This window comes from Holdemania massiliensis AP2 (assembly GCF_000327285.1).
Classification (GTDB): Bacteria; Bacillota_I; Bacilli_A; order Erysipelotrichales; family Erysipelotrichaceae; genus Holdemania; species Holdemania massiliensis.
The window spans coordinates 828,788-854,311 of the sequence record NZ_HE998568.1 but is presented as its reverse complement, the minus strand read 5'-3'; the positions used below and the strand labels follow the sequence as shown (position 1 = coordinate 854,311).

Annotated in this window: 24 protein-coding genes; 16 read left to right on the top strand and 8 right to left on the bottom strand. The window is 49.2% G+C overall.

Features of this window, described 5'->3' with window-relative positions; translation table 11 throughout:
• Positions 1 to 3 precede the first annotated feature (3 nt).
• The 14 genes from BN162_RS11795 (at position 4) to BN162_RS11730 (ending at position 15,763) form a co-directional block, all read left to right on the top strand.
• Entirely contained in the window at positions 4 to 237 is a 234-nt protein-coding gene (locus BN162_RS11795) for a hypothetical protein (RefSeq protein ID WP_020225317.1), read from the top strand.
• A gap of 128 nt (positions 238 to 365) precedes the next feature.
• Positions 366 to 866 carry a PTS sugar transporter subunit IIB gene (locus BN162_RS11790; protein ID WP_020225316.1) on the top strand — a complete coding sequence of 167 codons (501 nt, stop codon included), beginning with the start codon at positions 366 to 368 and terminating at the stop codon, positions 864 to 866.
• Positions 867 to 886: 20 nt separating this feature from the next.
• Positions 887 to 1,699 (top strand): PTS mannose/fructose/sorbose/N-acetylgalactosamine transporter subunit IIC, encoded by an 813-nt coding sequence (locus BN162_RS11785; protein ID WP_020225315.1) that lies wholly within the window; start codon positions 887 to 889, stop codon positions 1,697 to 1,699.
• A complete protein-coding gene (locus BN162_RS11780) occupies positions 1,692 to 2,504 on the top strand; it encodes a PTS system mannose/fructose/sorbose family transporter subunit IID (protein ID WP_020225314.1) in 813 nt (270 codons plus the stop codon). Before BN162_RS11785 ends, BN162_RS11780 begins: the two co-directional genes overlap by 8 nt.
• Positions 2,505 to 2,545: 41 nt before the next feature.
• Complete coding sequence (locus BN162_RS11775; RefSeq protein ID WP_020225313.1) at positions 2,546 to 3,379, top strand: HAD-IIB family hydrolase; 834 nt, start codon at positions 2,546 to 2,548, stop codon at positions 3,377 to 3,379.
• Complete coding sequence (locus BN162_RS11770; protein ID WP_020225312.1) at positions 3,372 to 3,791, top strand: PTS sugar transporter subunit IIA; 420 nt, start codon at positions 3,372 to 3,374, stop codon at positions 3,789 to 3,791. Before BN162_RS11775 ends, BN162_RS11770 begins: the two co-directional genes overlap by 8 nt.
• Before the next feature lie 9 nt (positions 3,792 to 3,800).
• Positions 3,801 to 5,030: a hypothetical protein gene (locus BN162_RS11765; protein ID WP_020225311.1), complete on the top strand. Its 1,230-nt coding sequence runs from the start codon at positions 3,801 to 3,803 to the stop codon at positions 5,028 to 5,030.
• 71 nt (positions 5,031 to 5,101) lie between these two features.
• Entirely contained in the window at positions 5,102 to 7,036 is a 1,935-nt protein-coding gene (locus tag BN162_RS11760) for a BglG family transcription antiterminator (protein WP_020225310.1), read from the top strand.
• A gap of 2 nt (positions 7,037 to 7,038) precedes the next feature.
• A complete protein-coding gene (locus BN162_RS11755) occupies positions 7,039 to 7,482 on the top strand; it encodes a hypothetical protein (protein WP_020225309.1) in 444 nt (147 codons plus the stop codon).
• A 390-nt stretch (positions 7,483 to 7,872) separates the two neighbouring features.
• Complete coding sequence (locus tag BN162_RS11750; RefSeq protein WP_020225308.1) at positions 7,873 to 10,902, top strand: AAA domain-containing protein; 3,030 nt, start codon at positions 7,873 to 7,875, stop codon at positions 10,900 to 10,902.
• Between the two features lie 43 nt (positions 10,903 to 10,945).
• On the top strand, positions 10,946 to 12,271 hold the full coding sequence (locus tag BN162_RS11745; RefSeq protein ID WP_020225307.1) for a hypothetical protein: 1,326 nt from the start codon (positions 10,946 to 10,948) through the stop codon (positions 12,269 to 12,271).
• A gap of 47 nt (positions 12,272 to 12,318) precedes the next feature.
• Complete coding sequence (locus tag BN162_RS11740; protein WP_020225306.1) at positions 12,319 to 12,780, top strand: hypothetical protein; 462 nt, start codon at positions 12,319 to 12,321, stop codon at positions 12,778 to 12,780.
• A gap of 90 nt (positions 12,781 to 12,870) precedes the next feature.
• On the top strand, positions 12,871 to 14,289 hold the full coding sequence (locus BN162_RS11735) for an ATP-binding protein (protein WP_020225305.1): 1,419 nt from the start codon (positions 12,871 to 12,873) through the stop codon (positions 14,287 to 14,289).
• 190 nt (positions 14,290 to 14,479) lie between these two features.
• The gene (locus tag BN162_RS11730) at positions 14,480 to 15,763 is read left to right on the top strand and encodes an MFS transporter (RefSeq protein WP_020225304.1); all 1,284 of its coding nucleotides are present in this window, start codon (positions 14,480 to 14,482) and stop codon (positions 15,761 to 15,763) included.
• Between the two features lie 73 nt (positions 15,764 to 15,836).
• Here the strand turns inward: BN162_RS11730 and BN162_RS11725 are convergent, their stop codons facing one another.
• The 8 genes from BN162_RS11725 to BN162_RS11690 form a co-directional block, all read right to left on the bottom strand.
• Entirely contained in the window at positions 15,837 to 16,652 is an 816-nt protein-coding gene (locus BN162_RS11725; protein WP_020225303.1) for an MBL fold metallo-hydrolase, read from the bottom strand.
• Positions 16,653 to 16,813: 161 nt separating this feature from the next.
• Positions 16,814 to 18,286, bottom strand: a complete 1,473-nt coding sequence (locus tag BN162_RS11720; protein WP_020225302.1) for a TrkH family potassium uptake protein — start codon at positions 18,284 to 18,286, stop codon at positions 16,814 to 16,816.
• On the bottom strand, positions 18,283 to 18,948 hold the full coding sequence (locus BN162_RS11715) for a potassium channel family protein (RefSeq protein WP_020225301.1): 666 nt from the start codon (positions 18,946 to 18,948) through the stop codon (positions 18,283 to 18,285). The genes BN162_RS11720 and BN162_RS11715 overlap by 4 nt, the downstream gene beginning before the upstream one ends.
• Positions 18,945 to 19,415, bottom strand: a complete 471-nt coding sequence (locus BN162_RS11710; protein ID WP_020225300.1) for a potassium channel family protein — start codon at positions 19,413 to 19,415, stop codon at positions 18,945 to 18,947. The genes BN162_RS11715 and BN162_RS11710 overlap by 4 nt, the downstream gene beginning before the upstream one ends.
• Positions 19,412 to 19,804: a hypothetical protein gene (locus tag BN162_RS11705; protein ID WP_020225299.1), complete on the bottom strand. Its 393-nt coding sequence runs from the start codon at positions 19,802 to 19,804 to the stop codon at positions 19,412 to 19,414. Before BN162_RS11705 ends, BN162_RS11710 begins: the two co-directional genes overlap by 4 nt.
• Before the next feature lie 307 nt (positions 19,805 to 20,111).
• Positions 20,112 to 20,375 carry a hypothetical protein gene (locus BN162_RS11700; protein ID WP_020225297.1) on the bottom strand — a complete coding sequence of 88 codons (264 nt, stop codon included), beginning with the start codon at positions 20,373 to 20,375 and terminating at the stop codon, positions 20,112 to 20,114.
• Positions 20,376 to 20,381: 6 nt separating this feature from the next.
• Positions 20,382 to 21,095, bottom strand: a complete 714-nt coding sequence (locus BN162_RS11695) for a response regulator (RefSeq protein ID WP_020225296.1) — start codon at positions 21,093 to 21,095, stop codon at positions 20,382 to 20,384.
• A 2-nt stretch (positions 21,096 to 21,097) separates the two neighbouring features.
• Positions 21,098 to 22,633 carry a sensor histidine kinase gene (locus BN162_RS11690; RefSeq protein ID WP_051032538.1) on the bottom strand — a complete coding sequence of 512 codons (1,536 nt, stop codon included), beginning with the start codon at positions 22,631 to 22,633 and terminating at the stop codon, positions 21,098 to 21,100.
• Between the two features lie 293 nt (positions 22,634 to 22,926).
• Between BN162_RS11690 and BN162_RS11685 the strand changes: the two genes are divergently transcribed.
• Together BN162_RS11685 and BN162_RS11680 are read left to right on the top strand one after the other, a co-directional pair.
• Positions 22,927 to 23,931 (top strand): diguanylate cyclase domain-containing protein, encoded by a 1,005-nt coding sequence (locus tag BN162_RS11685; RefSeq protein ID WP_020225294.1) that lies wholly within the window; start codon positions 22,927 to 22,929, stop codon positions 23,929 to 23,931.
• Between the two features lie 51 nt (positions 23,932 to 23,982).
• On the top strand, positions 23,983 to 25,470 hold the full coding sequence (locus tag BN162_RS11680; protein WP_147612181.1) for a tetratricopeptide repeat protein: 1,488 nt from the start codon (positions 23,983 to 23,985) through the stop codon (positions 25,468 to 25,470).
• The last annotated feature ends 54 nt before the right edge of the window (positions 25,471 to 25,524 follow it).

Here is a 25,524-nt window from a genome sequence, read left to right as displayed (position 1 = left end):
TCAGTGATTCAGGATTTTCTAACGCTGAAACACAAATACCAGAAAAGCAGACTTCAAAGTGAGGCCTGCTTTTCTGTTTGTTTTTATCAGCTTTCATTTTTTATGCTCAGCCGCGGTGGAGGATTGGCTGTTAAAATAGCGGCCAATGCTTCGCTGCTTTGCTTAAAGCAAAGATTTCAGGAGGTCTTCCCGGATCTCTTTTTTGTTTTTTTAGACTCTGAAATTCAGCTTGGATAGAGAGTATCTACGATGTTTCGTTCATTATAGTCAACGATCTGTTCAAAGAATTTCCGCTTAAAGCGGAATTAAGGAATGATTTCTGTTTCTGTCTGGATGCTAGAATAGGCACAGAAAGGAGAATTTTGATGAATATTCTGAACTATCGTGTGGACGACCGCCTAGTGCATGGCTGTGTCGCTACAATGTGGGTGCCGAAGCTTCACATTGAACGGGTGATTTGCATCGACGACGAAAGCGCCAATAATCCAATGCTGAAAAATGCCTTGCGCATGGCGACGCCCAACGGCGTCTTCCTGTCTGTTTTAACGCACGAAAAAGCCATTGAAAACCTCAAAGCCGACCGTTATCAAAATCAATCCGTCATGATCGTGGCCAAAAGCCCCAAAACTTTCCTTAAACTGGTGGAAAACGGAATTGCTGTGCCGCTGTTAACCATGGGGAATCTTGGAAACATTGACAAGACTGCAGATTCGGTGGCGATCAGCCGCTACATCACGGTCAACGACGAGGAAGCCGAAGTTTTAAAGCAGCTGCATGAAAAAGGGGTAGAGCTGGAGGCTAAACTGCAGCCGACGGATGATTCGATTTCCAATTTCTATCAGGTGATGATGGAAAAGCGGAAATAATGGAGAGAGGAGAGAATTGAATGTTTAACCCGATACAGATCATTTTACTGATTTTAGCCTGTCATATCATCGGAACTTTAGGTCAAAATGTTCAGTTGGTCGCAAAGTTCGGCGGTCAGCAGGTATTCCGCGGCTTGATTGCCGGCGCGATTATGGGGGACGTGAAAACCGGCCTGCTGATCGGCGGTACCTTCCAGCTGATGGCAATGGGACTCGCTGCTTACGGCGGAGCCTCCATCCCTAACTTCAATACCGCTTTGTGGATTTCCGTACCGTTTGCGATTGCCTCCGGTACCGACGCTCCGCTGGAGCTGGCGATGGCCGTCGGTGTTCCGGTCGCCACGCTGGGCATCCAGCTGGACGTCATTGCCAAGACGGTTAATTCCTATTGGTATCACCGTGCGGAAAAACATGTCGAGAAACGGGAATACAAGAAATTATACCGCGATATCCTGATTGGCGAATACGGTTTCGGCCGCGCCGCGTTAGGTCAGACCTTGCCGGTCATCATCTTCTTACTGTTCGGCGAACCGATTGTTCAGCTGATTATCAACTATATGCCGGCCTGGCTGACGACGGCGTTGGGAACGGTATCCGGGGTTCTTCCGGCTTTGGGCATGGCGCTGTTAATGCTGTACATGCCGGTGAAGGAAAACTTCCATTATCTGATTCTTGGGTTTGTTCTCTATGTCTTCTTCGGGCAGTCCATCCTGGCGATTACCTTGGTAGGCGCCGTGATCGCGGTCGTCTTGTTTAAGCGAATGGAAAAAGAATCCAAGGCGCAGGCCAATGCGTATTTGAATGTGGATGCAGGAGGAATTGGTGATGAGTGAAAATAATCAGAAATTGACAAAAAAAGAACTGCGGAAATTCTCGCTGCGCTATGCGATTACCGCTCAGGCCAGTCAGAGCTACGAAGCGATGCAGGGAATTGCCTGCGTCTATTCCATGGGGCCTTTCTTTGAAAAATGGTTTGCGGATGATCCTGACTTAATGCAGAAAAAGTTTCAGAACAACCTGAAATTCTTCAACTGTCAGACTTATTTCGGCGCCGCGATTACCGCAGCCGCTTTGGCGATTGAACAAGATCGAGATCCATCCTCGCTGCAGTTGGCAGCCTCATTAAAGACATCCTTGATGGGCCCGTTTTCGGGGATCGGCGATGCTCTGTTCAACACGATTCCGAAAGTGGTTATGGGCGCCATGACGGCCTATGCCGCGATTGAAGGCAACTGGATTACCTGTATTATCATGATTGCGATTTTTACGCCGCTGATCACCTGGGTTCGTCAGAAACTGATTGAAATCGGGTATTACGGCGGAGCGGAGCTGATCACTTCGCGCAAGGATCAGCTGAACAATATCCGCGATGCGGTTTCGGTCTTGGGCGTTATTGTCATCGGTGCGCTGATTCCATCCTTAGTTAAGGTAACAACACCGGTGGCAATCACCATCGGCGATGCTTCACAGACCATTCAATCCATTCTGGATGGAATCCTGCCGGCTCTGCTTCCATGTATCGTCACGGCTGTCACCTATTTTGGGCTGACGAAGGTCAAAGGCATGAATACGGTCAAGATGGTCTGGATTATGATCGTGGCTACGATTCTTCTGTCTTACTTCGGCATCCTGGCTTAAAAGGACGGAACTTAGTTCCATTTGAGCGAATGAGGACGTCAATGTCAAAAATCCGGCTGGCCGCTTTCGATTTCGATGGTACGTTAGTCCCCAAAGATATTCCCAACCTTGATCTGGAAACGGACATTGTGGCGCTGCTGCAGAAGCTGCGGCAGCAGGGTGTTTACATCACGGTTGCGACCGGCCGGCATCCTTCCTATATTCTTAAACGTATCCATCGATTTACCTTCGATGCGATTGTCGGCTATTCCGGCAATGTCACGCTGATTGCCAATCAGCTGCAGGCTTTTATCTTTGACCCCGCCGTTGTTCGGCAGATTGCAGCCTATGCCGGGCAGCTGCCCCAGCTGGACGTCACGGCCTATACAAGGGAAGGGATTGCCTGCTGCGGCAGCCGGAAGCATCAGGCTGAACTGAAAGCCCGGCTGGCTCAGACAGAACGCATCTGTGATCTCAACGGTGTAACCGAATTTCTGCTTTCTGAGGAGTCTTCCGTGCCGGCGATGAGGGTAAGCCGGATTTGTCTGCACTATGCTGATTCCGCGCAGGCCTCCGCAATCCAGACGGCTTTTCCAAAACAGTTTCATGATTATCGGTTGGTCAGAACCGGAAACCGGCAGATGGAAGTCCTGCATGCCGGCCGCTCTAAAGCAACGGAAACGCTGAAGCTTGCCGCCCGCTTTCAAGTAAGGGCGGATCAGGTTGCCGCCGTGGGAGATGATGAAAACGATCTGGAAATGCTGCAGCGGTTTCATCCCAGCTACTATGTCGGTTCCCATCATCCGCTTCTGCAGCAGGCCGCGACTTATACGGCTGCCAGCTGCCGCGATGTCTTAGCCGCATTGACCAACAAAGAGGGAGAAAGGAATGCTTAAAATCTTATTAGCCAGTCATGGCAATCTGTGCCTGGGTATGTTGGAAACGCTCCAGCTTTTTACCCAGGAAACTCATCACATTCAGGCGATTCCATTTTATACGGAAGACCCTGAGCGCAATCCGGAAGCGGAATTGGAGGATTTCATCCGCAGGCTTCAGGAAACCGATACCGCGATTGTCTTGACCGATATCCTGTGGGGAAGCGTGAATCAGCAGCTGATGATGAAGCTGAACGACAAACCGCAGGTTCATCTGATCACAGGGCTGAATCTGCCCCTGCTGCTGGAGCTGGTCACAATGAATCCGGAATCGATCAATCCGGAAACAATCGCTGAAAAAGTGAATGCCTGCCGTGACTCGATTGTTTATATGCGTCAATATGCCATTGAAAATCTGGATGGCGATGAATAGGAGGACTTTATGGTAAAAGTAACGACAACCACAACCGTGAATATTACGCCGGATCATCCGACCTATATAGCCGGACATGCCATGCGGACGGAGAAGTTCAAAGGAGTTCATGATGAAATTGAAGCAACGTGTTTGGGATTGGAGGTCGATGGAAAACGATTTCTCTGGATTGAAGCCGACATTTCCAATTTTGACAGCAATTTCGTCCGTTTGTTTAAATATCATCTTGTGGAATACGATCATATCCCGTATGATCATATCATTCTGAGTGCTGATCACAGTCATTCCGCTCCGCTGCTTTTGACACGGAATCCGGAAATGCCGCATGATGATGGCTGGCGGAAAGAAGTTCTTGAAAAATTGATCCACGGTGCTGAAGAAACCTTGAACAAAGAGTTCCATGAAGTCGCCCGCGTGCAGTACACGACAGGAGAATCGCAGGGTTTTTACGGCAACCGCAATGCCCGGGATAAATACGGCGATACCCAGATCGTGGTCATCGAATTCAAAGATGCGGCGGAGAAGACGATATCCGCTTTAGTCAATATGTCCTGCCATTCCACTGTATTATCGCCGGAAGAATATCAGATTTCAGGGGATTTATTAGCCGCGGTGCGGCGCGAGCTGATCCCGTATCTGAATGTGACGCCGCTTGTCTGCAACGGCAACGCCGGGGATATGTCCAACCGCCTGTATCGGCAGAACAATGATTTTGCGGAGCTGAAGCGTGTCAGCCGCGGTATTGCTGAGCAGATATCTCAGTTCACTCAGACATGCGATCTGGAATTGGCCAAGCCGGAGGTCCGGAGTTTTGTTTACAAGGTCGAATATGATCCGGACATCGCGGTGCTGAAAGAGCGGCTGGCACAGTCAAAGGCAAAACTAAAACAGGCTGAAGCTTACGATGAACGCAAGTGGCTGATTTCTGAAATCAATGGTTTTGAGCGCAAGATCAAAGCCGGGCATGTGAAACTGGAGCTGGAAACAACGATTATCCGCATGCAGGATCTGGAAATTGTCGTTTTGCCTTGCGAGCTGGTTTCCGCGTTTGGCCGTCAGATCAAGAAAAGCTCTCAGGCCAAGGCCTGCTTCGTCTGGGGTTATGCCAACGGTCAGAACGGATATGTTGTGGAAGCCAGCGAATTCGGCGGCGGTCATGACGGGATTTCCACTCAGATGCCTAAGGGCAAGGCGGAAGAATACGTCGCTCTGATCATTCAGAATTTGTTTGATAATTAAACCATGAAAGAATCCCCGTTGAAAGCGTTCTGCCTTTGATGGGGATTCTTTGTTAGAACAGGAGGGAGCTTATGGTCTACAATTTTACTTCCCGTGAGAAGAATATCCTGCACTATTTGTCAATCAGCGAGACTTATATTTTGGGAAAACAGCTGGCTGCCGTAACCGGGGTGAGCGAGCGGACGATCCGCGATGATATCAAACGCATCAATCAGGTATTGTATTCTGAAGAACTGGATGATGCCTTCAAGCTGGTCAGCTGTCATACCAAAGGTTATAAAGTTCTGATCAAGGATCCCCGGCAGTTTAAGCAGTTTATGAAGGATCTGGATTATGATGTCAACACGATGGAACGGGAGCTGATCAATTTCCGAGAGCGGGAAATCCGGCTTCTGGCGATGCTGATGAAGGACGTCACGCTATACCGGCTGTCACAAATGCTGTATTTCAGCGAATCCACGATCCGCGCACTGATCAAGAAATCCAACAGCACTTCGGTAAAAAGTCATTATACGATGAAGGTTGCCAACGGAAAGCTGAGGGTCAACGGCAATGAGATTTCAATCCGGATCGCAGCCTTGAAAACCATTTATGTCAATCCTGAATATAAAGGCATTCCTGATCATATTTACCGTGAGATTGCCAATCCTGAATTTGAGGGGAATGTGTATTCAGTCCTGCAGACGATATTTAAAAAGACTTCAACGCTGAGCGTTCCGTCGCTGTTGTTTCAGTATCTGTCCAAGTCGCTGTGGATTGCCTACCGGCGCAATCAATTTAAAAAGACTGTGAAATTCACTGAGGATGAGAAGCGGATGCTGGAGGCGTATGATGTTGAATTTGATACGGCTGAAGCCATCGTAAAACTGCTGGATCGCCGATATCATTATGAATTTCTGCGGGAGGATATTTATTTTCTGGCGATGATCCTAATTTCTTTCGGCAACCGCCGGAATTTGATGATTCAGGAAATGGATAATGAATCGTATGCGCTGTGCAAATTTGTCACTGCGGAAATAATGAAGGATTTCTTTGCCGGGAGTCATCCTGAGATGGCGGATTCCCTGATGGAAAACCTGTCTTTGTTTTTCTGGGGTTTCCGTGTGCGCAATCATTTTGACATCAGCCGGCAGACGATGGGCGTGACGCGGGTGAAGCGCAAGCTGATCACGGCGTCCGAATACAGCCGTAAGATTGCGCGCTTGCTGGAAACCAAGATTCAGGCTAAAATCTCAGACAAAGAAATGGTTTTTCTGACCGTGTGCATGGCGGAAGGGTTGGAAGCCAGTAAGGAACGGAAGCGGCAGAGTATTCTTGTGACCAGCAAGTACGGAGTGTGTGAGGCAAAACGCTACGCGGCTCAGCTGCAGCATCATTTCCACAACACCATTCAGCGGATCGGAATCTGTGAGCTGTATGAGATTGAACAGGTCTATGCGGATTATGACGTCATCTTGGTCAATGACCGCAAGCTGGCCAGCCAGGATGAAAAATTTGCTTATTACCGATCGTACAGTACGGTCAACACAATCAGCCGGCAGACCCGCTATCGGATCTGTCAGATTTGCGATGCTTATTGGTTTTATCATCAGCTCAGCGCCGACTGTTTTCTGACGAATTTAAATTTAAAATCCAAGCTTGAAGTCTTCCGATTCATTGCGAAGAAGCTGCTTCCGAAGACGCAGGATCAAAAAGAACAGGTGAATCTTCTGCTGGATAACGATAAACGGCTGACTTGTGAGTGTGGTTATCGGGTTGCGTTGATCGCCTTGGTAGAACCGGAATTTGAAAAGAATGAGATTTATTTCATGATTCTTAAAAACGCAATCTCCTGGAATCAGCGGTTTGTTCAGAATATCATCTTATTAAAAATGAAAAGTGATTTAGATCTGCAGAATGTTGAAATGGGATTGCAGGAAATGTTGATCGATCCGGATAAATGCAGCCTGCTGATCGGAGAACCGAACTTAAATACGCTGCGGAAAATATTGAAAGTGGAGGAATAAGTATGAAAATGAAAGAAGCAGATCATGCCGATGAGAAAAAGGTCAGAATCGGCGCAAAGCCCAAAATATCCTCAATCCTTTCTCTGATCTTCGCGGTGATGATGCTGGGATCCGGCAGTCCCGGATTGATGGGATTGGGGGCTGTTTTCGGCGGGATTTCCCTGATCGTCATCTTTGCGGTCCGAGATGAAATCAAGGCTGAAATTTCCGCCGGCCGCCTGCTTTTCTATCATCAAGCGGGGGAAGTTTTATGCGATGTAGCACTGGATGAGATCGTGGAATGGAATACGCTGAATAAGGGAATCGAGATTCAGACCCGGGATCAACAACGTTATTTCACGGATACCTATGATACGATCAAGGCTCATTATGTGCTGAAGAAGATTCTTCCGCAGCAGGAAACAGCGGCCTTGCTTCAACAGAAGCGTAAGCAGCGGAAGGGGTAAGTCCTGTCTGGCAGGAAAGCAGAAGCGGGAAGAGAAGTTTACAGCTGTTGAATAGGTTAGGAAAGTTTTGTGAGGAGTACGATGAAATAGAATGAACGTTGAAAACAGAAAAACTCTAGAATTGAAATCAGATCCTTTTCACAGAAAAATATATAAAAGTGTGATGAAAATCACGTTATTGTTTATCATTGTGTGATTTAAAGTGCTGAAACTGCATAACCAAGATAAAAAGAGAGCTTTTAATATAGAATCCAACAAGGAAAGAGGCCGCAGAAAGTATGCCGGGATACTGCAGAAGAAAGCGTTAATCCTCTGTATCGGCTCAGAAATAAGTCAGTCTTTTCCATTTGAAAATGGCTGTGGTATAATCAAGCTGAGGAGTATACGGTGATGAATTCTAAGGCCCTGGAGTGTTCAAAATCGATACAAAGCGGGAAATGGCTGCAGATTGAGTATGACAACACCACCGATCAGAAGCGGACATTTTTTTGGATCGCGATCGAAGATATTGAACCGCAGACCCGGAAAATGAAAGTCAAAATGTTCAATCCGGAGAAGTCGATGGATGTTCTGGACGGCACGGTCTATTTTGATAAAATTCAGTCGGCGCGGGTCATTGAAAGTACAACGTTTCCGCTGCAGGAAGCCTTGATCGATAAAATCCGCACCTGTTATCATGATTATGATTTTTTGGAATATACCGGGATTAATGAGCGGGTGCTGGGCTATTACCGCCAATGCTACCTTTTAGATCAGGATACTTCCGTTCATAGCTATTCTTTGGTGGAGGGACTGGATCCGGAGATTCTGAGGAAAAATACGATGCCGTTAGCTCCGCGGCAGTTTGATCAAATGGTGCGCCGGCTGCAGAATGAGCTGCGTTTACAGCGCCGGCGTCAGGCTCCGGCCTGGCTGAAGCTGGCGATCAACGTGCTTTCGCTGCAGCGCCGGGACGGCATGATTCCGATTGTTTACCGGGATCTGCTTTTGGATCTTGTCCACCGCAAACTGATCGTTTCTCCCGATTTGGGTTTCAACATCAAGGTCAGCGATGAGGAAGATCAGCCGCGCTTTCTGCTTCAACGATACCTGGACTGTTCAGCGGCTGAGTTTATTGACCGCTATCCGAGTCAGCCGCAGAGCATGAGCGAACAGATCGCTGTTAACTGCAGCCGTGGAGAAACCGTCGATGAACGCCCATATCTGTTTGAACTTAGACGGCGGATGAAGTTCAACATTGAAACAGAATACAATGAAATTCAGAATCAGATGCAGAATCAGACGCTCTGTGCTCCGTTAAAAGCTTTTTTTGGTATGCCGGAAAAAGCCAGCCGACGCCGGAAGCTGCCGATTCTGACGCTGGGTTCTCAGGTCAATATCAATCAATACCGCGCCATTTATAATGCGGTGAATCAGGATGTCGTCTATGTCCAGGGGCCGCCGGGCACGGGCAAAAGCGCGACGATTGTCAACGTGTTGCTTTCGTGTTTTCTCAATGATCAAACGGCTTTGATCGTTTCCAATAACAACGAAGCGATTGACAACCTTGACCGCAAGCTGAGCTCACTGGAAAGCGAACATCAGCGGATTTCATTTCCGATTCTGCGCTTAGGCTCCAATCAGCGAATTGAAGAAGCGTTCGTTCAAATTAAATTGCTTTGCGATCAAGCCCGTGCGCATCCTCCAACCCGCGAAGAACGGGAAGAACTCAAAGCGTTAACAAAGAAGCTTTCCGGCAGCCGGAAGCAGAAAAATCAACTTTTGGAACAGATCGAAACCCGCCTGGAACTCAATGAACAAATCGAATCTTTGGAAGGGGTGCTGCAGGAGCTGCGCTTAAGCGGAAAGCAGGAACCGAGCGCGCAGATGACGGCCATGGCGATCGAAACACAGCTGGCTGAACTGCAGCGGCAGCGTCAGGCACTCGCCGGCGTGAGTGAAGATGAGATCCAAGCTGCCCAATCCCCGCAGGAAGTTCTGCGTTTTCTCTATTTAAAATCCAAAGTCAGACTGCAGCATCTTCTGTGGGGTAAAAATGAACGCCTTAAAGAAATTGTATCGATGAACAATCAGGAAGATCGGTTCTTGGAATTTCGAGCGCTGATTCAGCAGCGGGAAGGTTTGCAGCAGCTGCTGGATTGTTTCCCGTTCTTGATTTCGACGAATGTTTCCTGCAGCAAGCTGGCCAAAGCGGAACCGATCTTTGATCTGATGATCATGGATGAAGCCGGACAGTGCAGCAATCCGCTCTCCCTGCTGCCGATGGCACGCTGCTGGAGGGCGCTGTTTGTCGGCGATCCCAGTCAGCTGCAGCCGGTGATCACGCTGCCTTCTTCCCGCAATACCCGTCTGGTCTGGGACTACGATATCCCTCAGGCTTATGATTATAAGATGAATTCGATTCTCAGTACGATGTTAAAGGTCGATACGCTCTCCAAATTCATTCTGCTGAAGCATCACTACCGCTGTGCGGATCCGATCATCGCGTTTTCCAATCAGAAGTATTACGGTGGAGAACTGGTGTTGAGCGGGCCGGCAGGTTCAGAGGATGCGCTGACGCTGGTTGATGTGCAGTCAACGCCGCAGACTCAGAAAAATGTAGCGATGGAAGAGGTCGCGGAAGTTGTGAGGCAGATCCGATCGCACCCGCAGAAGGAGATTGCGGTGATCACGCCGTTTCGCCGTCAGGCGCAGATGATCCAGCGGGTTCTGTCAGATCAGAAGCTGGATTATGTGAAGGTGGGAACGATCCACACCTTCCAGGGAGATGAAAAGGATACCGTGATCCTGAGCTGCGCGCTGACCGAATCCACATCACAGGGAACCTTTGATTGGGTAAAAAACAATCAGGAGCTGATCAATGTCGGGGTGACCCGGGCCAAGCAGCACTTTACGATGATTGCCGACCGCAGTCAGATCGCCCGGCTTTCCCAAGGCAAAAGCAATGATCTGCTGGAGCTGATGCAGTATGTTGGAAAGCAGGGAAAAACACAGATCAGCGCGCGTGAAAGTCAGCTATTTCAATCAAAGGTAAAGAACTTCAAATATTTCAATACCGCGGCGGAAGAGGAATTTTTAAAGACTCTGCTGCACATCAAATCGGTCTTCGGCCAGATTCTGGTTGAACAGAAGGTCAAAATTACCGATGTTTTAAACGTTGATGCCAGTGATCGACAATTGTTTACCTATGGCAATCAGGCACACTTTGATTTCGTGATCTATGACTTAAGCCATCGTCCGCTGCTGGCAGTTGAGGTTGGCGGAACTGAGCATTTCAGCGATGCTAAAGTTCGCAGCCGGGATCAGAAGAAACGTCAGATCTGCGATGCCCATCAGCTTCGGCTGATCACGATCCGCAACGACTACGTCCGCCGTTATACGTTTATTAAAGAATCAATACTGGAAGCGCTGGGCGAATAACGCAGCGTAACTCATTTGCAAATCGAGGAACAGGGGGGAAGACATGCAGGAAGAAGCTAAACGGAAGGCGGGTCTGTTGATCGGCATTCATCGCCGCCGGCGGCTTAAGGAAGATCCGGGCGGAGGCTGGACACAGGATCAGTTTATTCTGGATGCGCTGACCGGCGAGGCCATTTGTTCCCGAATGACGTTATATAAATTAGAACAGGGACAGGGGATCCAGGATGAAGATCGGCTGGAGCTGCTTTTACGAAAACTTGATGAAACACCGCTAAAACAGCCGGAACAGATCCTGGAGGATCAGGCTATAATTCAACGCTTAAAGCAGGCCTATGATGCCATGGATTTGGCGGCGCTGGCCGCCTTGTATGCAGAGATTGAAGCTTTGCCGCCTACCGATCAGGTGATCCTCAAAGAAACACAGTCCTGTCTGAGATTGATTGTCGAACATCTTGCGTTTGCCGATGTGCCGCCGGATAAGCGGCTGTATATTGAGTATCGCAAAGGGGATGCGAAGCTGAAGGAGCAGGTTTCGGCGATGCTGGATCTGGCTCAGGTGCTGGATGAGGATTTGTATGCTATGCTGATCAGCGTCTTCTGGCAGATCAATCTGAATCAGTGGTCAGACTGGAAATTGTCAGAAACACTGCTGGTTCGTTTAGAGCAGTGCCAGCGGCAGGACGGGATCTGGCTGTACCGCAAAGGGGCGTTTCTTTCAGCGCTCAACCGCAAAGCGGAAGCCTTGGATTGTTTGAATGCCGTGCTGAAGAGTTCTTATTTGCTTCCGGATGCCGTCCGTGCGATCTCGGAAATTCTGCGTTTTCGGATCTGGAAACAGTTAGACCAAAACGATGCTTTCCGCCAGAGTCCGGCTTTTGAACAGACATTACTCTCCCTGCCCAATGACCTGACAAGCCAGGGGTGGATGGAACTGGGTCTGTGTCTGTGTGAGGGCGGGGAACAAAGCGGCGTCCAGCGAATTGAACGAGCATTGCTTCAGGCTCCGTATCTGGCTCTGTTTTATCTGCCGCATCTCGATCGTTGCCCGCTGGATTTTTCTGTTGTCCTAAGCTCCGCGGCGGCCTATCTGGACGCTTGGACAAGTCCTGGAACAGGGGCGATCTATCGTTATTATCAGGCGAAGCATCAAAAAGAAGCACTAATCTCGCTGCAGCAGCGTATCCTCAAAGAAATCCTGCCGCAGATGGAAGATACCGTTTATCGTCCGCAGGAGCTGATTCCTATCCTGCATGATGAGCTCTTAACGTTGGTACAGAAAACTGGAAGTTATAAGGGATTGGCAGACTTTGAGTTAGCTGTGAAAAGACGCAAGCCAGCTTTGAATCGCAGTTTTGGCATGTCGGGATAAAACGGCGCAGACTGGCAATAACAATCAAGGAAGCAAAGGAGAAAATGATGAATAAATTACCCCCAATCGCTAAAGTTTATGAAGCGCTGAGTGCGATTGCCGACCAGCGCGTGGAAATGCATGCTGATCATGCGATCGTGACTTCCTCCGATCATACGAAGGACTACACTGTAAAATTCTTGCCGGACGGCTATTCCAGCAATGACAATGCCACGCTCTGGCAGCATTACCCGGGTTATCCCATTCTGGCGGTGATGATCATTCAGGGAAAGCTGAAGTCCAATCCAGAATGTCTGCCTTGGTTTCAGGCCGTAAATTGGAAGCAACTGAATACTCAGGCTAAAAATGATTATGACAAAGCAATTTCCGTCTTTCTTCAACCCTTTTCCAAAACCATTCAAAATCAGATTGTGGATGAAGTTCAGAACTTGTTTGATCAGCTGAGTTCGATGGAGATCACGGTGAAGGGCAATCGTGCCCCGCGCAGTCAGGAAAGCAGAACAAAATAAAAATTAGCCAAATCATGATTTACCAAATCGTACTTGACTAAATAAACTCGCTGCTTTATAGTATGATTCATCGGGAAGGGCGGTGTTCAAGTGTTTATCGGAAGAGAACGTGAGTTAGCGAAGCTGAAACAGCTTTATCAATCTGATCAATTTGAATTTGTCGTTATCTATGGCCGCAGACGAGTTGGAAAAACGGCGCTGATCAATCAGTTTATCCAAGATAAAAAAGCCATCTATTTTATGGGTGTAGAAAGTAATGCTAAGCAAAATCTGGAAAATCTTAGCTATAGTATTATGGAATTTGGAATGGGACAGGAAACTAAATCCAGTTTTCTATCCTTTCAGTCTGCTTTAGAATCAGTGTTTCAACTCGCTGAAAAACAACGTCTGATCCTGGCGATTGACGAATATCCGTATGTTGCCCGCGCTTCTTCCAGTTTAGCTTCGACCCTTCAGCTGCTGATCGATAAGTATAAAGAAAATTCTAAACTAATGCTTATCTTATGCGGATCCTCGATGTCTTATATGGAAGATCATGTGCTTGCTTACAAAGCTCCCTTATATGGCAGAAGGACAGCACAGATGAAGATTCTTCCCTTTGATTTTGAAGAAGTATGCCGATATTTTCCCCGTTTTTCATCAGAAGAAAAGGCAATGATTTATGGTCTTGTCGGAGGTACTCCGCAATATCTGATGCAGATGGACGATCGTATAAGTGTTGAAGAAAACATTAAAAATACTTTCTTAGATCCTGCTTCCGCATTGTTTGAAGAACCCGAGAATTTATTAAAACAGGAAGTACGTGAACCGGCACTGTACAATGCCATTATTTCCGCGATCGCCGGCGGAGCTGCCCGTTTATCGGAGATTTCATCAAAAGTAGGAGAGAGTACAAATGTTTGCTCAGTTTATTTAAAAAATCTGTTGGATTTGGGATTAATCCAAAAAGAATTTCCTTATGGTGATCAAGCTTCCAGAAAGGCTCTCTATTCTATCAGCGATAACCTGTTTCGGTTTTGGTATCGGTTTATTCCTGAAAACAGTTCGATTATTGCCCGGGGTGCAAAGGAGCTGGCTTATCAACGCATTGAGCCTTATTTATCTGAATATATGGGAAAAGTCTTTGAGGAGATCTGTATTCAAATGCTTTGGAAACTACTTTTAATGGGAAAGTCACCGGTCTTTTTCTCTGAACTTGGTCGCTGGTGGGGAACGGATCCGAAAGAGAAAAAACAGACTGAAATCGACATTATGGGTGTCCAGGATAAAAATACAGCCTTATTTGCGGAATGCAAGTGGACCAATGAGAAGATAGATCAAAACGTCTTGAAAACTTTGATTAGACGCAGCCAATTATTTAATTATACCCAAGTTTTTCTGTTTTGCTTTTCCAAATCGGGTTTTACACAAGGCTGTTTGGAAATGGCAGAAACGTTGGGCAATGTCCAATTAATAACCTTCGCTCAGATGATGAAATGGATAGAAACCGATACTTTGAATAAAGAATGAAGGTTCTCAATCTCATACGATAAGGATCAATGATCTGAGCTGTCACCTGGCTTTGGGCTAGAAAAGCAAAATGAATCTTAAAGTGACAAATTCAAAAAAATCATGGATCATCCACGAATTGCAGATCAATGAATAATCGGCGGATTTTTTTAATCCGCTTTTGGTATAGTCAGTGTGGGTGATAATTTCAATGAAAGAAACGAAACAAAACTTAGAAGTTCAGGAAGCCAGAAAATCCAAGAAAGGGGCACTGCTGCGCAACCGCAGCTATTTACTGCTGCTGCAGGGCAACCTGTTTTCAGGCTTCGGCGATGTCCTTTTCAGCATTGCAGCCGGAATCTGGGTTTATCAAGAAACAGGCTCCACGATGATGATGAGTCTGATGAGCTCGATTTCGATGGCAGTTTCCGTTCTGGTAACGCCGCTGTTAGGTCCTTATATTGATCGAAAAAGCAAGAAAACGATCATGGTTTCGATGGATACGCTACGCGGGATAGCCTTGCTGGCCGCAGGGCTGTGGGTTTGGGGCCAATCGCTGTCTGTTCCGGTTTTAATTCTGTGTGCTGTTTTGATGGCGCTGTGCAACGCTTTGTTCACTCCGGCGGCTACGGCGGCGTTTGCGCTGGTTGTTTCCCGCAGTGAATTCATGCAGGCACAGTCATGGAATACCGGCTTGTTTCTTCTGATCAATCTGAGCGGCAAGGGCATCAGCGGTTTGCTGGCACTGAGCTTTGGTCCGGCTGGGTTATTGATGGTAAACGGGATTCTCTATCTGCTTTCGGCAGTTTCAGAATGCTTTATCACGCTGCGCAAAACGGAATTACCGGCACCCGAATCGCACGCCTTCATCGCGGACTTTAAAGCAGGACTTCAGGTGACGTTCGGCAATTCTTCCCTGCGGACACTCTTGGCTCTGCTCGTTCTGTGGAATATTCTGATTCCGGGCTTATCTTCGGTCTTACTGCCCTTTTTGCAGCAGAAGGGCCTGACCGATGAATTTTACAGCTTATATTTGACCTGCGGCAGCATCGGTGCGGTGGCCGGAACGCTGATTCCAGGAATTCTGCCGGTTTCGGTTCGGGATAAATTATGCAGCCTGATGCCGATGGCGCTGGGGTGTTTGGCGGGAATTGTGATTGCGCTAAGCCGCAGTCCGATTGTCTTATGCCTTGCCTATCTGCTTACAAATTTGCTGAATTCGGTAGGCAACATCATCGTTTCCTCGGCGATGATCTTAGGCTGTGACGAAGCGCTGCGCGGACGGTTCCTGTCGCTGCAGACTGCTTTGTTGACAGCCGGCCGACTGATCTCCACGTTGGCGTTTGGATTTTTCGGAGAGTTTGTTCCGCTGGCGATTCTCGCCCTGATCGGTGAAGGACTCTGCTTCCTGCTCTATCTGCCGTTTCTGCGCAGCTCTTCCCTGAAAGATTTCCTCAAACTGGGAGTGAGTGACGAAGCGCAAACCTTGGAATAAATCAACTTATGACAATCAAGAAAAAGCCGCATGTCCATCCTAGGATCTGCGGCTTTTTCATCTTCGGTTTTTCTTAACAAGCTTTATCTGCGGTATACTTGATATTTCCGGTTTTTCCGTCCAGGCGGTTTTCTTGTTCGTCGACGGCTTGGGCAATGAAGAATTCGATGCCATGGGTGATAATCCTCTGGCCGCTGGCCCGGCCTTCAAGAATAGCGTTGCAGCATTCGATCACATTGCCTAACAGTTCTTTCGGTGAGGTGAAGGTTCCGTGGTTGCGCAGAATCAAATCATATTGATCCTCAATCCTCTGAATTTTTTCCAAACTTTTTTTGTATGCGGAAACCGTGGATGAGTTTTCACCGAACAACAAGACCCCGACGCCGCAGCCATCTCCGAAAATAATCGTGCGTTCCTCGCGGACTAACGGCATCATCATGCCCTGAGTATGTCCCGGACAAGCGATCATCTGGATGCTTACGCCGCCCAGATCAAAGTCTTGTCCATCCTGGATATCCCGATATTTGCCAGTAAAGTCCGGGCAGTAATCGGCCTGCGGAATCGTTTGGTTCTGCGGATCAGCAGAAAACCGTTCAAGCCGGTAACTGCGTGAGGCGTGTTGATGAACAAGCTTCAGGTCCGCATGATTCAGGTAGACTTCATCAAACCAGCAGGCTCCCGGCGCATGATCGATATGACCATGCGTCAGAATGACAAACAACGGTTTGTCCGTCAGGGTTTCCGCATATTCGCGGATGTTGCCGAAGCCGTTGCAGGTATCCAGCAGGCAGGCTTTTTCCTCTCCTTCCACCAAGTAGCAGCAGACGCCGGTGAAGTCGGTAATGCGGGTGATCGACGGGCTTAAACGTTGAGATGTATAATAGTTCATTGTACAGTTCCTCCTGTCTTCATTATAGAAAAGTTCGATGATTTTACCATGAGTTTCAGTTCACTAATATTGTGGAAAAACAGTAAACGAAAATGAAGATCGAACTTTGAATAACTCAAGATGTCCGGAAACGTCCAGATGCCCTAGCCCAAGAAGCGGATCTAAAAGGCAGCTTTAATTTGCTGAAACAGCGTGCGGATTCCGATCAGGACAATGAAAATCTCCAGTCTTCCCAAAAGCATGCCTGCCATCTCGACAATCAGAGCCAGAGGCGGTGTCAGCGGTCCGGTAATGCCGATGGACAAGCCGACGGTGCCCAAAGAGGAAGCAAAGTCAAACATGGCCTCCATCAGTGAACAGTTCGCTGTCAGCATTAGCAGGAAGGTGCCGATAAAATAGATCAGCAAGTAACTGAAAACAAAGCAGGAAGTATCCGCAAGCAGCTTTGGGTCGATTAGGGTCCGACCTTGCGGGCGGGTATAGAAGGAAAGCGATATGGCGCCGGCGGGAGCACTTTTGTTTTGCAGATGATTGTTCATGGCCCGCAGCATCAAATACACACGGGTCAGTTTGATGCCTCCAGCCGTTGAGCCGATGCCGCCGCCAATGAGCATCATCACGATCAGAACCAACACTGCTGCCTGCGGCCAGCGTACATAGCCGACGGTGGAAAAGCCCGAGGTCGATAAGGCTGAAACGACTTCGAACAAAGCGATCCGAAAGCTGTCCGAAAGGCGGGCATAAGCGGCGCTGAATAGAACCAGCGCAGTGAGCGGAACAGCCCCTGCTAAAAGAAGGCCCATAAACCGAACCTCGCTGACGGCCAGAAACTGCCGCACCTGTCTGCGCATCAACAATAACAAGGCTGCGAAGTTGGTCGTCCCGATCAACATCAGGATGATCGTGATGAATTCAATCAGCGGGCTGTTGTAATATCCGATACTTTCCACGCGTGTCGAGAAGCCGCCGGTAGACAACGCGCACATCGCGTGGATCAGGCCGTCAAACAGGCTCATGCCGGCAATTCTGTAGGCCGCGACGCCGAAGATCAGAAACGTTGTATACATCAGGACGATGACGCGGACTGTTCGTCCCAGGTTGGGGGTCAGCTGATCACTGTGGCCTTCGGCCTGGAACAAATTCATACTCTGTTTGTTTTGAATAAACAACGTCATCACCATGACGAAACCCAAACCGCCGCAATACTGCATAAAACCTCGGTGAAACAGGAACAAGGGTGAAGTCTGAGCGATGTCCATCACAGATAATCCGGTCGTTGTCCAGCCGCTGACCGATTCAAACAAACTCTGAACCCAGGAAAGCTGACCGGCCAGAACAAACGGCAGCGCCCCGATAACAACGCCGTAACTCCAGGCAAACAAAACGAAGAAGCTGCCTTTTTTGATCCGCTGCGGACGCGGCGCTTCGTTATCCTGCGGCTGATTCTTCAGGCAAACAACAGCTCCAGCGATCAGCGAACTCAGCGCAGGAATCGCAAAGGCGGCCAGATCGGAAAGCGTTTCCGGATAAAAACAAGCAGTGAGCATCGGGATCGCAGTCAGAGCTCCACAGAGCATCATCAGCTTTCCTTCAATGCAGCCGGATTGGATCCGTTTTAATCCAAAGTGTTTCATCGTCCGGTCAGCACCTTGACGGCTTCCGCCTCTTTCTGAGCGGCGGCGATCAGGATCAAAATATCCTGAGCCCACAGCACGGTGTCTCCATGAGGAACCAGATGCTGATCCTGGCGCAGAATCGCGGCAATGATGACCTCGTGGCTTAAACCAATCGCACTCAGTGTTTTGCCAATGACCGGAGAACTGGCGTTTAACCGCAGCTCAGAAATGCGCAGCTCGCCATGGCCCAGCGGCAAAAGTGTTGTAAATTCATCAAGAAACGCCTGTTGTTCGACAATCTGGGTAATCGTTGATAAAGCACAGACGACAGAGTCGATTCCCATGCTGTAGAAGAAGCTGATTTTTTCCGGATCCGCGGCTAATGAAACCGTTTTTCGGACATGAAACCGCTTCTTGCACAGCTGGCAAATGACCAGGTTATCTTCATCAAACGGGGTGAGCGCAATCGCAATATCGGCCTTTTCGGCTCCGGCGTCTTCCAGAACAAAGGGTTTCGAGCCATCTCCGATCAAAACAGTCAGCTCCGCGATTTGTGCCAGCGTATGACAATGTTCGGGGTTTTTATTGATCACGGTAACGGCATATCCCCGATGAAGAAAGGATTTGGCCAGCGACTCGGCCTTGTGATAACCACCGATAATTAAAATACGTTTTTTCATAACGTATCGCTTCCTTTCTGATCCGCTGCGGCTTTTGCTTGGAGCCGTTGTTCAATTGCCTGGGAAGACAGTGTCGTCGGACAGATCGTCTGAATGCCAAACTCCCGATAAACACATTCCCGCTGCGGATCATACAGACGGCAGATGACATGCGGAACCTGAAATATTTCCCGGGCCAGCTGGGCAATCAGGATGTTGGTATTGTCATGATTTGTGACGATGACCAGATGATCGGCTTTTTCAATCTGGGCTTGTTTGAGAACTTCCACGTTGGCTGCATCACCGACCAAGGTCAGGCCGGCGTAGGATGGAGATAACTTCCGGAAGGCTTCGGCCTGCCGGTCAATTAATATGACATTCTGACTTTCATTGGACAGGGTGCTGGCTAATGTTGAACCCAGCCGTCCGCACCCAATGATCAAAGTCAGTTCCGGCTTGCCCAGCCAGTCGTGACGGATACTCATCATTGCCGCTTCCTCCTTACTAAATGACCCACGCCTTTTTCATCCCAAATCACCTTCCACGGATTGACGGGCTGCGTCAGGGAACAATCTTGTTCTTCATAGGCAAAGCTTCCCGAGCTGTTCAAGGAGGTACACAGCTCCAGATTGCATCGGGCGGGGATATAAGTCGGCTCCAGCGCGGCGGCGGCCCGAAAATGCTTCATTGCCCTCAAAGGTTCGTTTTGTTGGCTGAGAAGAATTCCCATCAGGTTGTGCGGAACGGGGGAATGGGGATACTGCTGCATCGCCTGAGCGATCCTCTGTTCGCAATCGGCGGTCTGACAAAGCTGAATTTGGTCACGGATTTGATGGATTAACACCTGCATGTCCAGGTTTTCTGCGATTTGATTCATAGGAACACCTCCGCTTCCTTGGACATCATCAGCATAACGCACAGGCTGTGAGGATGGTGTGAGAAACCCGGCGTCAGGTGTGAGAATGGTGTGAGAATTAAAATGGACGGAGGCAAGATTCTTTTCGCAGACTGTGTGTAAAATAAAAAAATCAGTCCGCTTCCGGTTGGCGGCCAGACGCTTCCTGACTCTGATGAATAAACGCTGAAAAGCGGAAGGGATGAAGCTTATGGGCAGAGAAGGCCGCCAGGAAATCTTCTTCCAATGCCTTCTGCAAAACCGCCGGAATTAGACCTTTGCCTTCCGTCTATTTATGGTTCCAGCCATAATACTCCGCATCTTTTTCCGGGGAAATTTCTGCGGATTCAGCCGGCTCGTAAATCCAGAATTGAGCGCCGGCAAACAACGACTGCCATTCCTCAACGCTCAGCGTATAGCGGCTCTGCGCATTCTGAACCCGAATCCGATCCCGCACATAAGCATAGAACTGCGGCTGATTGTCTTGAAGCGTCATGAGGATTTCGCCGTTTTTTAACGCCGGCAGCCCTTCCTGAGTTTGGATTTTCTGCATCGTGAGTTATCCTTTCCGTGATTCCTGATCAACCAATCGGTAGCCAACCCCGATTTCGGTGACAATGTAGCGAGGTTTGGCCGGATTTTCTTCAATCTTGCGCCGCAGTCCGGCCATTAATGCCCGCAGTGCCTGAGTATCCTCACCATAACCGCTGCCCCAGATGTGGGTGATGAGATAGCGCGTAGTCAGCACTTTTCCGCTGTTGCGCAGAAACAGGCTCAACAAGTTGTATTCCATCGGCGTCAAATGCAGCGCTTCCCCGCGCAGCGTGACCTGATGTTTTTCCAGATCCAGAGATAAATCCTGAACTGTCAGTTTCTTTGGCGTTGTTTTGGCGTTCTGTTTAAAAGCATGCCGAATCGCAACGCGGATGCGGGCCATCAGCTCGGTGGTGGAAAACGGCTTGGTCAGATAATCGTCAGCCCCTGAATCCAGAGCCTGAGCCTTTTCCTGATCCTGATCGCGCGCGGAAACGACGATGATCGGAATCTCCGACCATTCGCGAACCTTGCGGATGACGTCCATCCCATCATAATCCGGCAGTCCTAAATCCAGCAGCATTAAGTCATAGAGATTGGCTGTCAACAGCGCCATGGCGCTTTGCGCTGTTGCGGCATTGTCGCTGGCAAATCCTTCGGCGCTTAAAACATAGCTGATAAAATTGCGGATCTGCGGATCATCTTCGACAATTAAAATCCGCTGGGTAAAAGAGTTCATAATCAATCCTCCAATGGCAGTCGAAATGTAAATTCGGCGCCGTGCTGATCGGTACGGTTGCGCGCGCTGATCGATCCATGATGAGCTTTGACGATGGATTCACAGATGGATAAGCCCAGTCCGATCCCATGCTGGGCATCCGGCTGGCGGGTGCGCGTAGTATAAAAGGTCTGAAAGATATGCGCAAGATCTTTTTCAGCGATGCCTTCGCCGCCATCCCGGACAGTAAACACGGCTTCCGTCTGTTCCCGCCGCAGCGTCAGAGAAATCTCATCCTGGGGGTGGGTATGCTTTAAGGCATTATCCAATAAATTGATCAGCACCTGCTGGATCAGCTTGCCGTCCATGGGAATCATCAGCACTTCCGGCGGAATGGAAACGTTGATCTGCCGCTGCGGAGCCCGTTTGGCGATATGTTCTAGGGCAGAGGCAATAATTTCTTCCGCGGCTTCTTTTTCCAGATGCAGATTCAGATGCCCATCCTGAATCCGGGTCAGACTGAGAATGTTCTCGACTAGCGAATGCAGCCAGTCGGCATCCTGATAAATATCCTGAGCTAAAGCATGCCGAGGATCGTGTTCTTCGCTCATGTCCAGAATCATTTCTGAGGTGCCCATAATGGCGGAGAGCGGCGTGCGCAGATCGTGGGAAATGGCCCGAAGCAGATTGCTTCGATACCGTTCCTGCGCTGCTTCTTCTTCCGAGCGGATTTTCTGCTTTGCGCTGCGGAAGCGGTCCAGCGCCAGTGTGAGCGTTTCACATAAGGACTGAAGCAGCTGATGATCGGATTCACTGAAAGCGGTCATCGCCGCCGCGGGAAGTTTCAGCCTGGCCAGCTGCACGCCGTTGTTTTGCAGCGGCAGGCAGGTGAAGGGGGCTGCTGAGTTCAACGCAGTATCTGAATTGAACTGATCGCAGGGCAGGGCTTGGGCCGCTTGGCAGGGCTGGGCAGCATACAGTACAGCCGGCTGTTCTTTTTCATCCAGACACAGACAGCTGACTTCGCAATGGAAAGCGGAAGACAGCACTTCGGTAGCCAGCCTGGCAATTTGGCGAATCTCAATCTGTTCGTTCAATCCGCGGCTGAGCGCGTACATCGTTTTGATTTCCTGTTCCCGCTGCAAGGCGTTCTGCGCGTTTAATTTGGCTTTGGATGTCAGGGCACTGGTAATAAAGGCGGTTGCGGTCATAATGATAAATGTGATCCAATAGCTCGGATCATCGACCGACAGCGACCAGTACGGTGCGGTAAAAAAATAATTGAAGATCAGCGTAGCCAACAGGGAAGCAAAGACACCGTAGCCATAACCACGGGTCATCCAGGCTGTCAGCAGGACTGCCAATAAATAAAGCAGGACAATGTTGGTTTCAGGAAAGCCCAGCTGTCTGAACAACAGTCCGCCCGCTGTGGCCGCGGCCAACAAGCCAGCCATCTGTAATCCATGCCTCAAAGTCGTCCAGGAAACTGAAATTCGGGAATTGGACATCGCGCTCATCTCCTGGTACTGATTGTAGCCTAAAATGCGGAAACTGTCCATTTTAGATGCAGATCCTTTCAGCACTTTCAAACCGAAATGGCATCGGCCCTAATGTCTGTTCTTTGAATGGGATGATCAAGTCGGGATCGGGAAAGCTGGATGTTTCCGGTGCTTATGCAGACAGGGTGGCAATTTCGAAAACCTCATTAAAGACATTTGGCGCGAAGTCCGATATAATAGAAGCAATGAATTCGTCTGCTGCCCAGACAGGCTGTCCGATAGGCAAGGTTTAAAGCCTGGGTCGATCAGCGGCGGAAGGCTTGAATTTCACTGGCAGACAAGGAGAAATCAAAATGACAAATTTAAAGAATCCGGAAAATTTTTGCCAATTTCTCTGGCATGAGTATTTGGAAAATCAGAACTACGCGATGCTGGGCGAATGCTTTGTCCCGGAAACCTCAGTGATTGGAACCGGTGAGCATGAAGTCAGCGCCAATCTGGCGGAGTTTGAAAATAAAATTGCAGCGGAAATCCAAGGCCGCAACGTTATCTTTAAAATTGAGGAACAATGGTACCAGACCCAGTCGATCAGCGAGGATTGTGTGATTGTGATCGGTGAGCTGCGGGTAAAGGAACAATCCGGCAATCCGCTTGAATTTGAAAGCCGGTTCCGCTTTACCTTTGTCCTGCAGCGCCAAAAGGGACAGTGGAAGGTGCTGCACGTTCATCATTCTGTGCCGGATCCGGAACAAGGCGCGGATGAATTTTTCCCGCACCGCTTAATGGAACAATCCAACCGGCAGCTGATTCAGCTGGTAGAAGAGAAGACCAAGGCCTTGGAACAATCCTATCGTCAGATGGAATACAATGCTCACCATGATTCATTGACGCAGCTGCTGAACCGTCGCTCGGCAGAAGCTCAGATCAGTGAAGTCATGCGGAAGGAGCTGACGGGTGTCATGGTGATGCTGGACGTCGACTGCTTTAAACAAATCAATGATACGTATGGACATCCGGCCGGTGATCAGGCTCTGGAAACCTTGGGCGAAGCCATTCGGCGAACCTTTCCGCAGGGACTCAACGGCCGCATCGGCGGGGATGAATTTATCGTGTATCAGATCCATTCTCAGAAATCACAGGCTGAACTTCGGAATGAACTGGAATCACTGCAGCACCTCTGGGATCAGATCAGAGCGGAGAAGGGCCTGGAACTGCCGGTTACGGTCAGCTCCGGCATCGCGTTCTTCCCACAGCATGGTCAGCGTTTTGATCAGCTCTGGTCCCATGCCGATCAGGCCTTGTACCAAGCAAAAGCAGAAGGACGGCAGCGTCTGTGTTTCTGGGAAGAGGAAGATTGAGATTCAGGCTAACAGTCAGGCAGGATTGAATTGAAAATCCAGGAGGAAAGCATGATGAAACTGCAGGAACAGATTGAGCTCTGGAACGAAACGGATCAGTATGAAGCGATTATCGAAGCGATTGAGGCCTTGCCGGAAGCTGAACAGACTCCCGAGCTGATCAGTGAGCTGGCGCGGGCTTATAACAATACGGCTGGACTGGACGATACACAGAATTATGAAAAAGCAATTGCCTTGCTGAAATCGGTGGAAGAAGAGCTGGGGGAAGAACACAGCTGGAATTTCAGAATCGCCTACGCGTATTATTATCTTGATCAGGAAGGGCCGGCGCTGACCTATTTTGAAAGAGCATTGGACGCTCGTCCGAAGGATGAAGATACGCTGGCTTTTATTGAAGATTGCCGCAAACGGTTAGCCCTGCCGCGCTTTGAGAGACCGTTCAAACAAAGAGTTCAGGAATGCTGGAGTCAGTTTGAGAAGGAGGAACAGGTCCTGCGGGTGCGGATGCGCAATCGCTTGGAGAGTGAAGTGATTGTGGATCAGACGCATCGGCTGCTTCACACCGCCTTCACCAATATCGCCTACGAAATGGGGTGTGCTCAAGATCATTACGATTTGATTCTGACACCGGAAGGCAATCGTGTTTCGCTGTTTGCCCTCGATTATTTTTGCCGACAGATGCCGGACCGCCTGAAAAAGTGGTGGCATGTGATGGCAGGACGTCAGCCGTCGCGGCAAACTTCACTGCGGATTGCCGGACAGGAATTGAGTGCAGAAGAGGTTCAGGTGTGGATTGAGGAGCAGGGGGAAAAGTCCGTCAAGCTGGCTGTTCATTGTGCTTCATTCGACGCGCTGATGCCGGAAAATGAGAACCAGGTCTGGTGGATGCTTTCCATTCTGATCGATCAGACATTGGGAGAGATCGCTGCTATGGCGGTGATCGATGATGTCACTTTGCTTGCGCAGCCGCGGCAAGAAGGCGGCCTTTCACTAGCTCAGCTGCCGGATCAGCTCGTCGATCTGGGCCTGGATCTGAGCCGGGATCCGGCACGCATTTTAGAGGGCTATACAGCGTATCGCATGGAACCCACAGAAGCGAGCCTGGAACAGGTACGCGGGGATGTAACGGTGGGAGTCACCTGCTGCCCTGCTTTGATCCAGCAATATCTGCGGGGAATGACGCAGGCGGTAGACGATCTGCATCAGGATGGCATCGCGGCAGGATACTTTTATTACCCCCTGGATTGTTTCACCGGTGAAGATCGGGCGAAAGCGATGCTGGATTTCCGCGATGCTCTGTCTGAAAAGATCAGCGAACAGGCCGGCACCGATACGGTGACCTGGATCGGCGGGGCTTCGGGCCTGAACTGCGGATATCTGGACTTTATCGCTTGGGATATTCAGGCGGTCATGGACAGTGCCGTCAAGGTGTTCGCTCAGCAGCCGGTGGCGTGGGCAGCCTTTCAGACCTTCCGCACTTCGGTTGGCGGCATCTTGTTAAAAAGCGATGAAGAATCATTGCAGACTGAAATAAAATAAGCGAGTTTACGACATAAAAAAACGATGGACTTCTTCCGCTGCTGGGAATAAGAA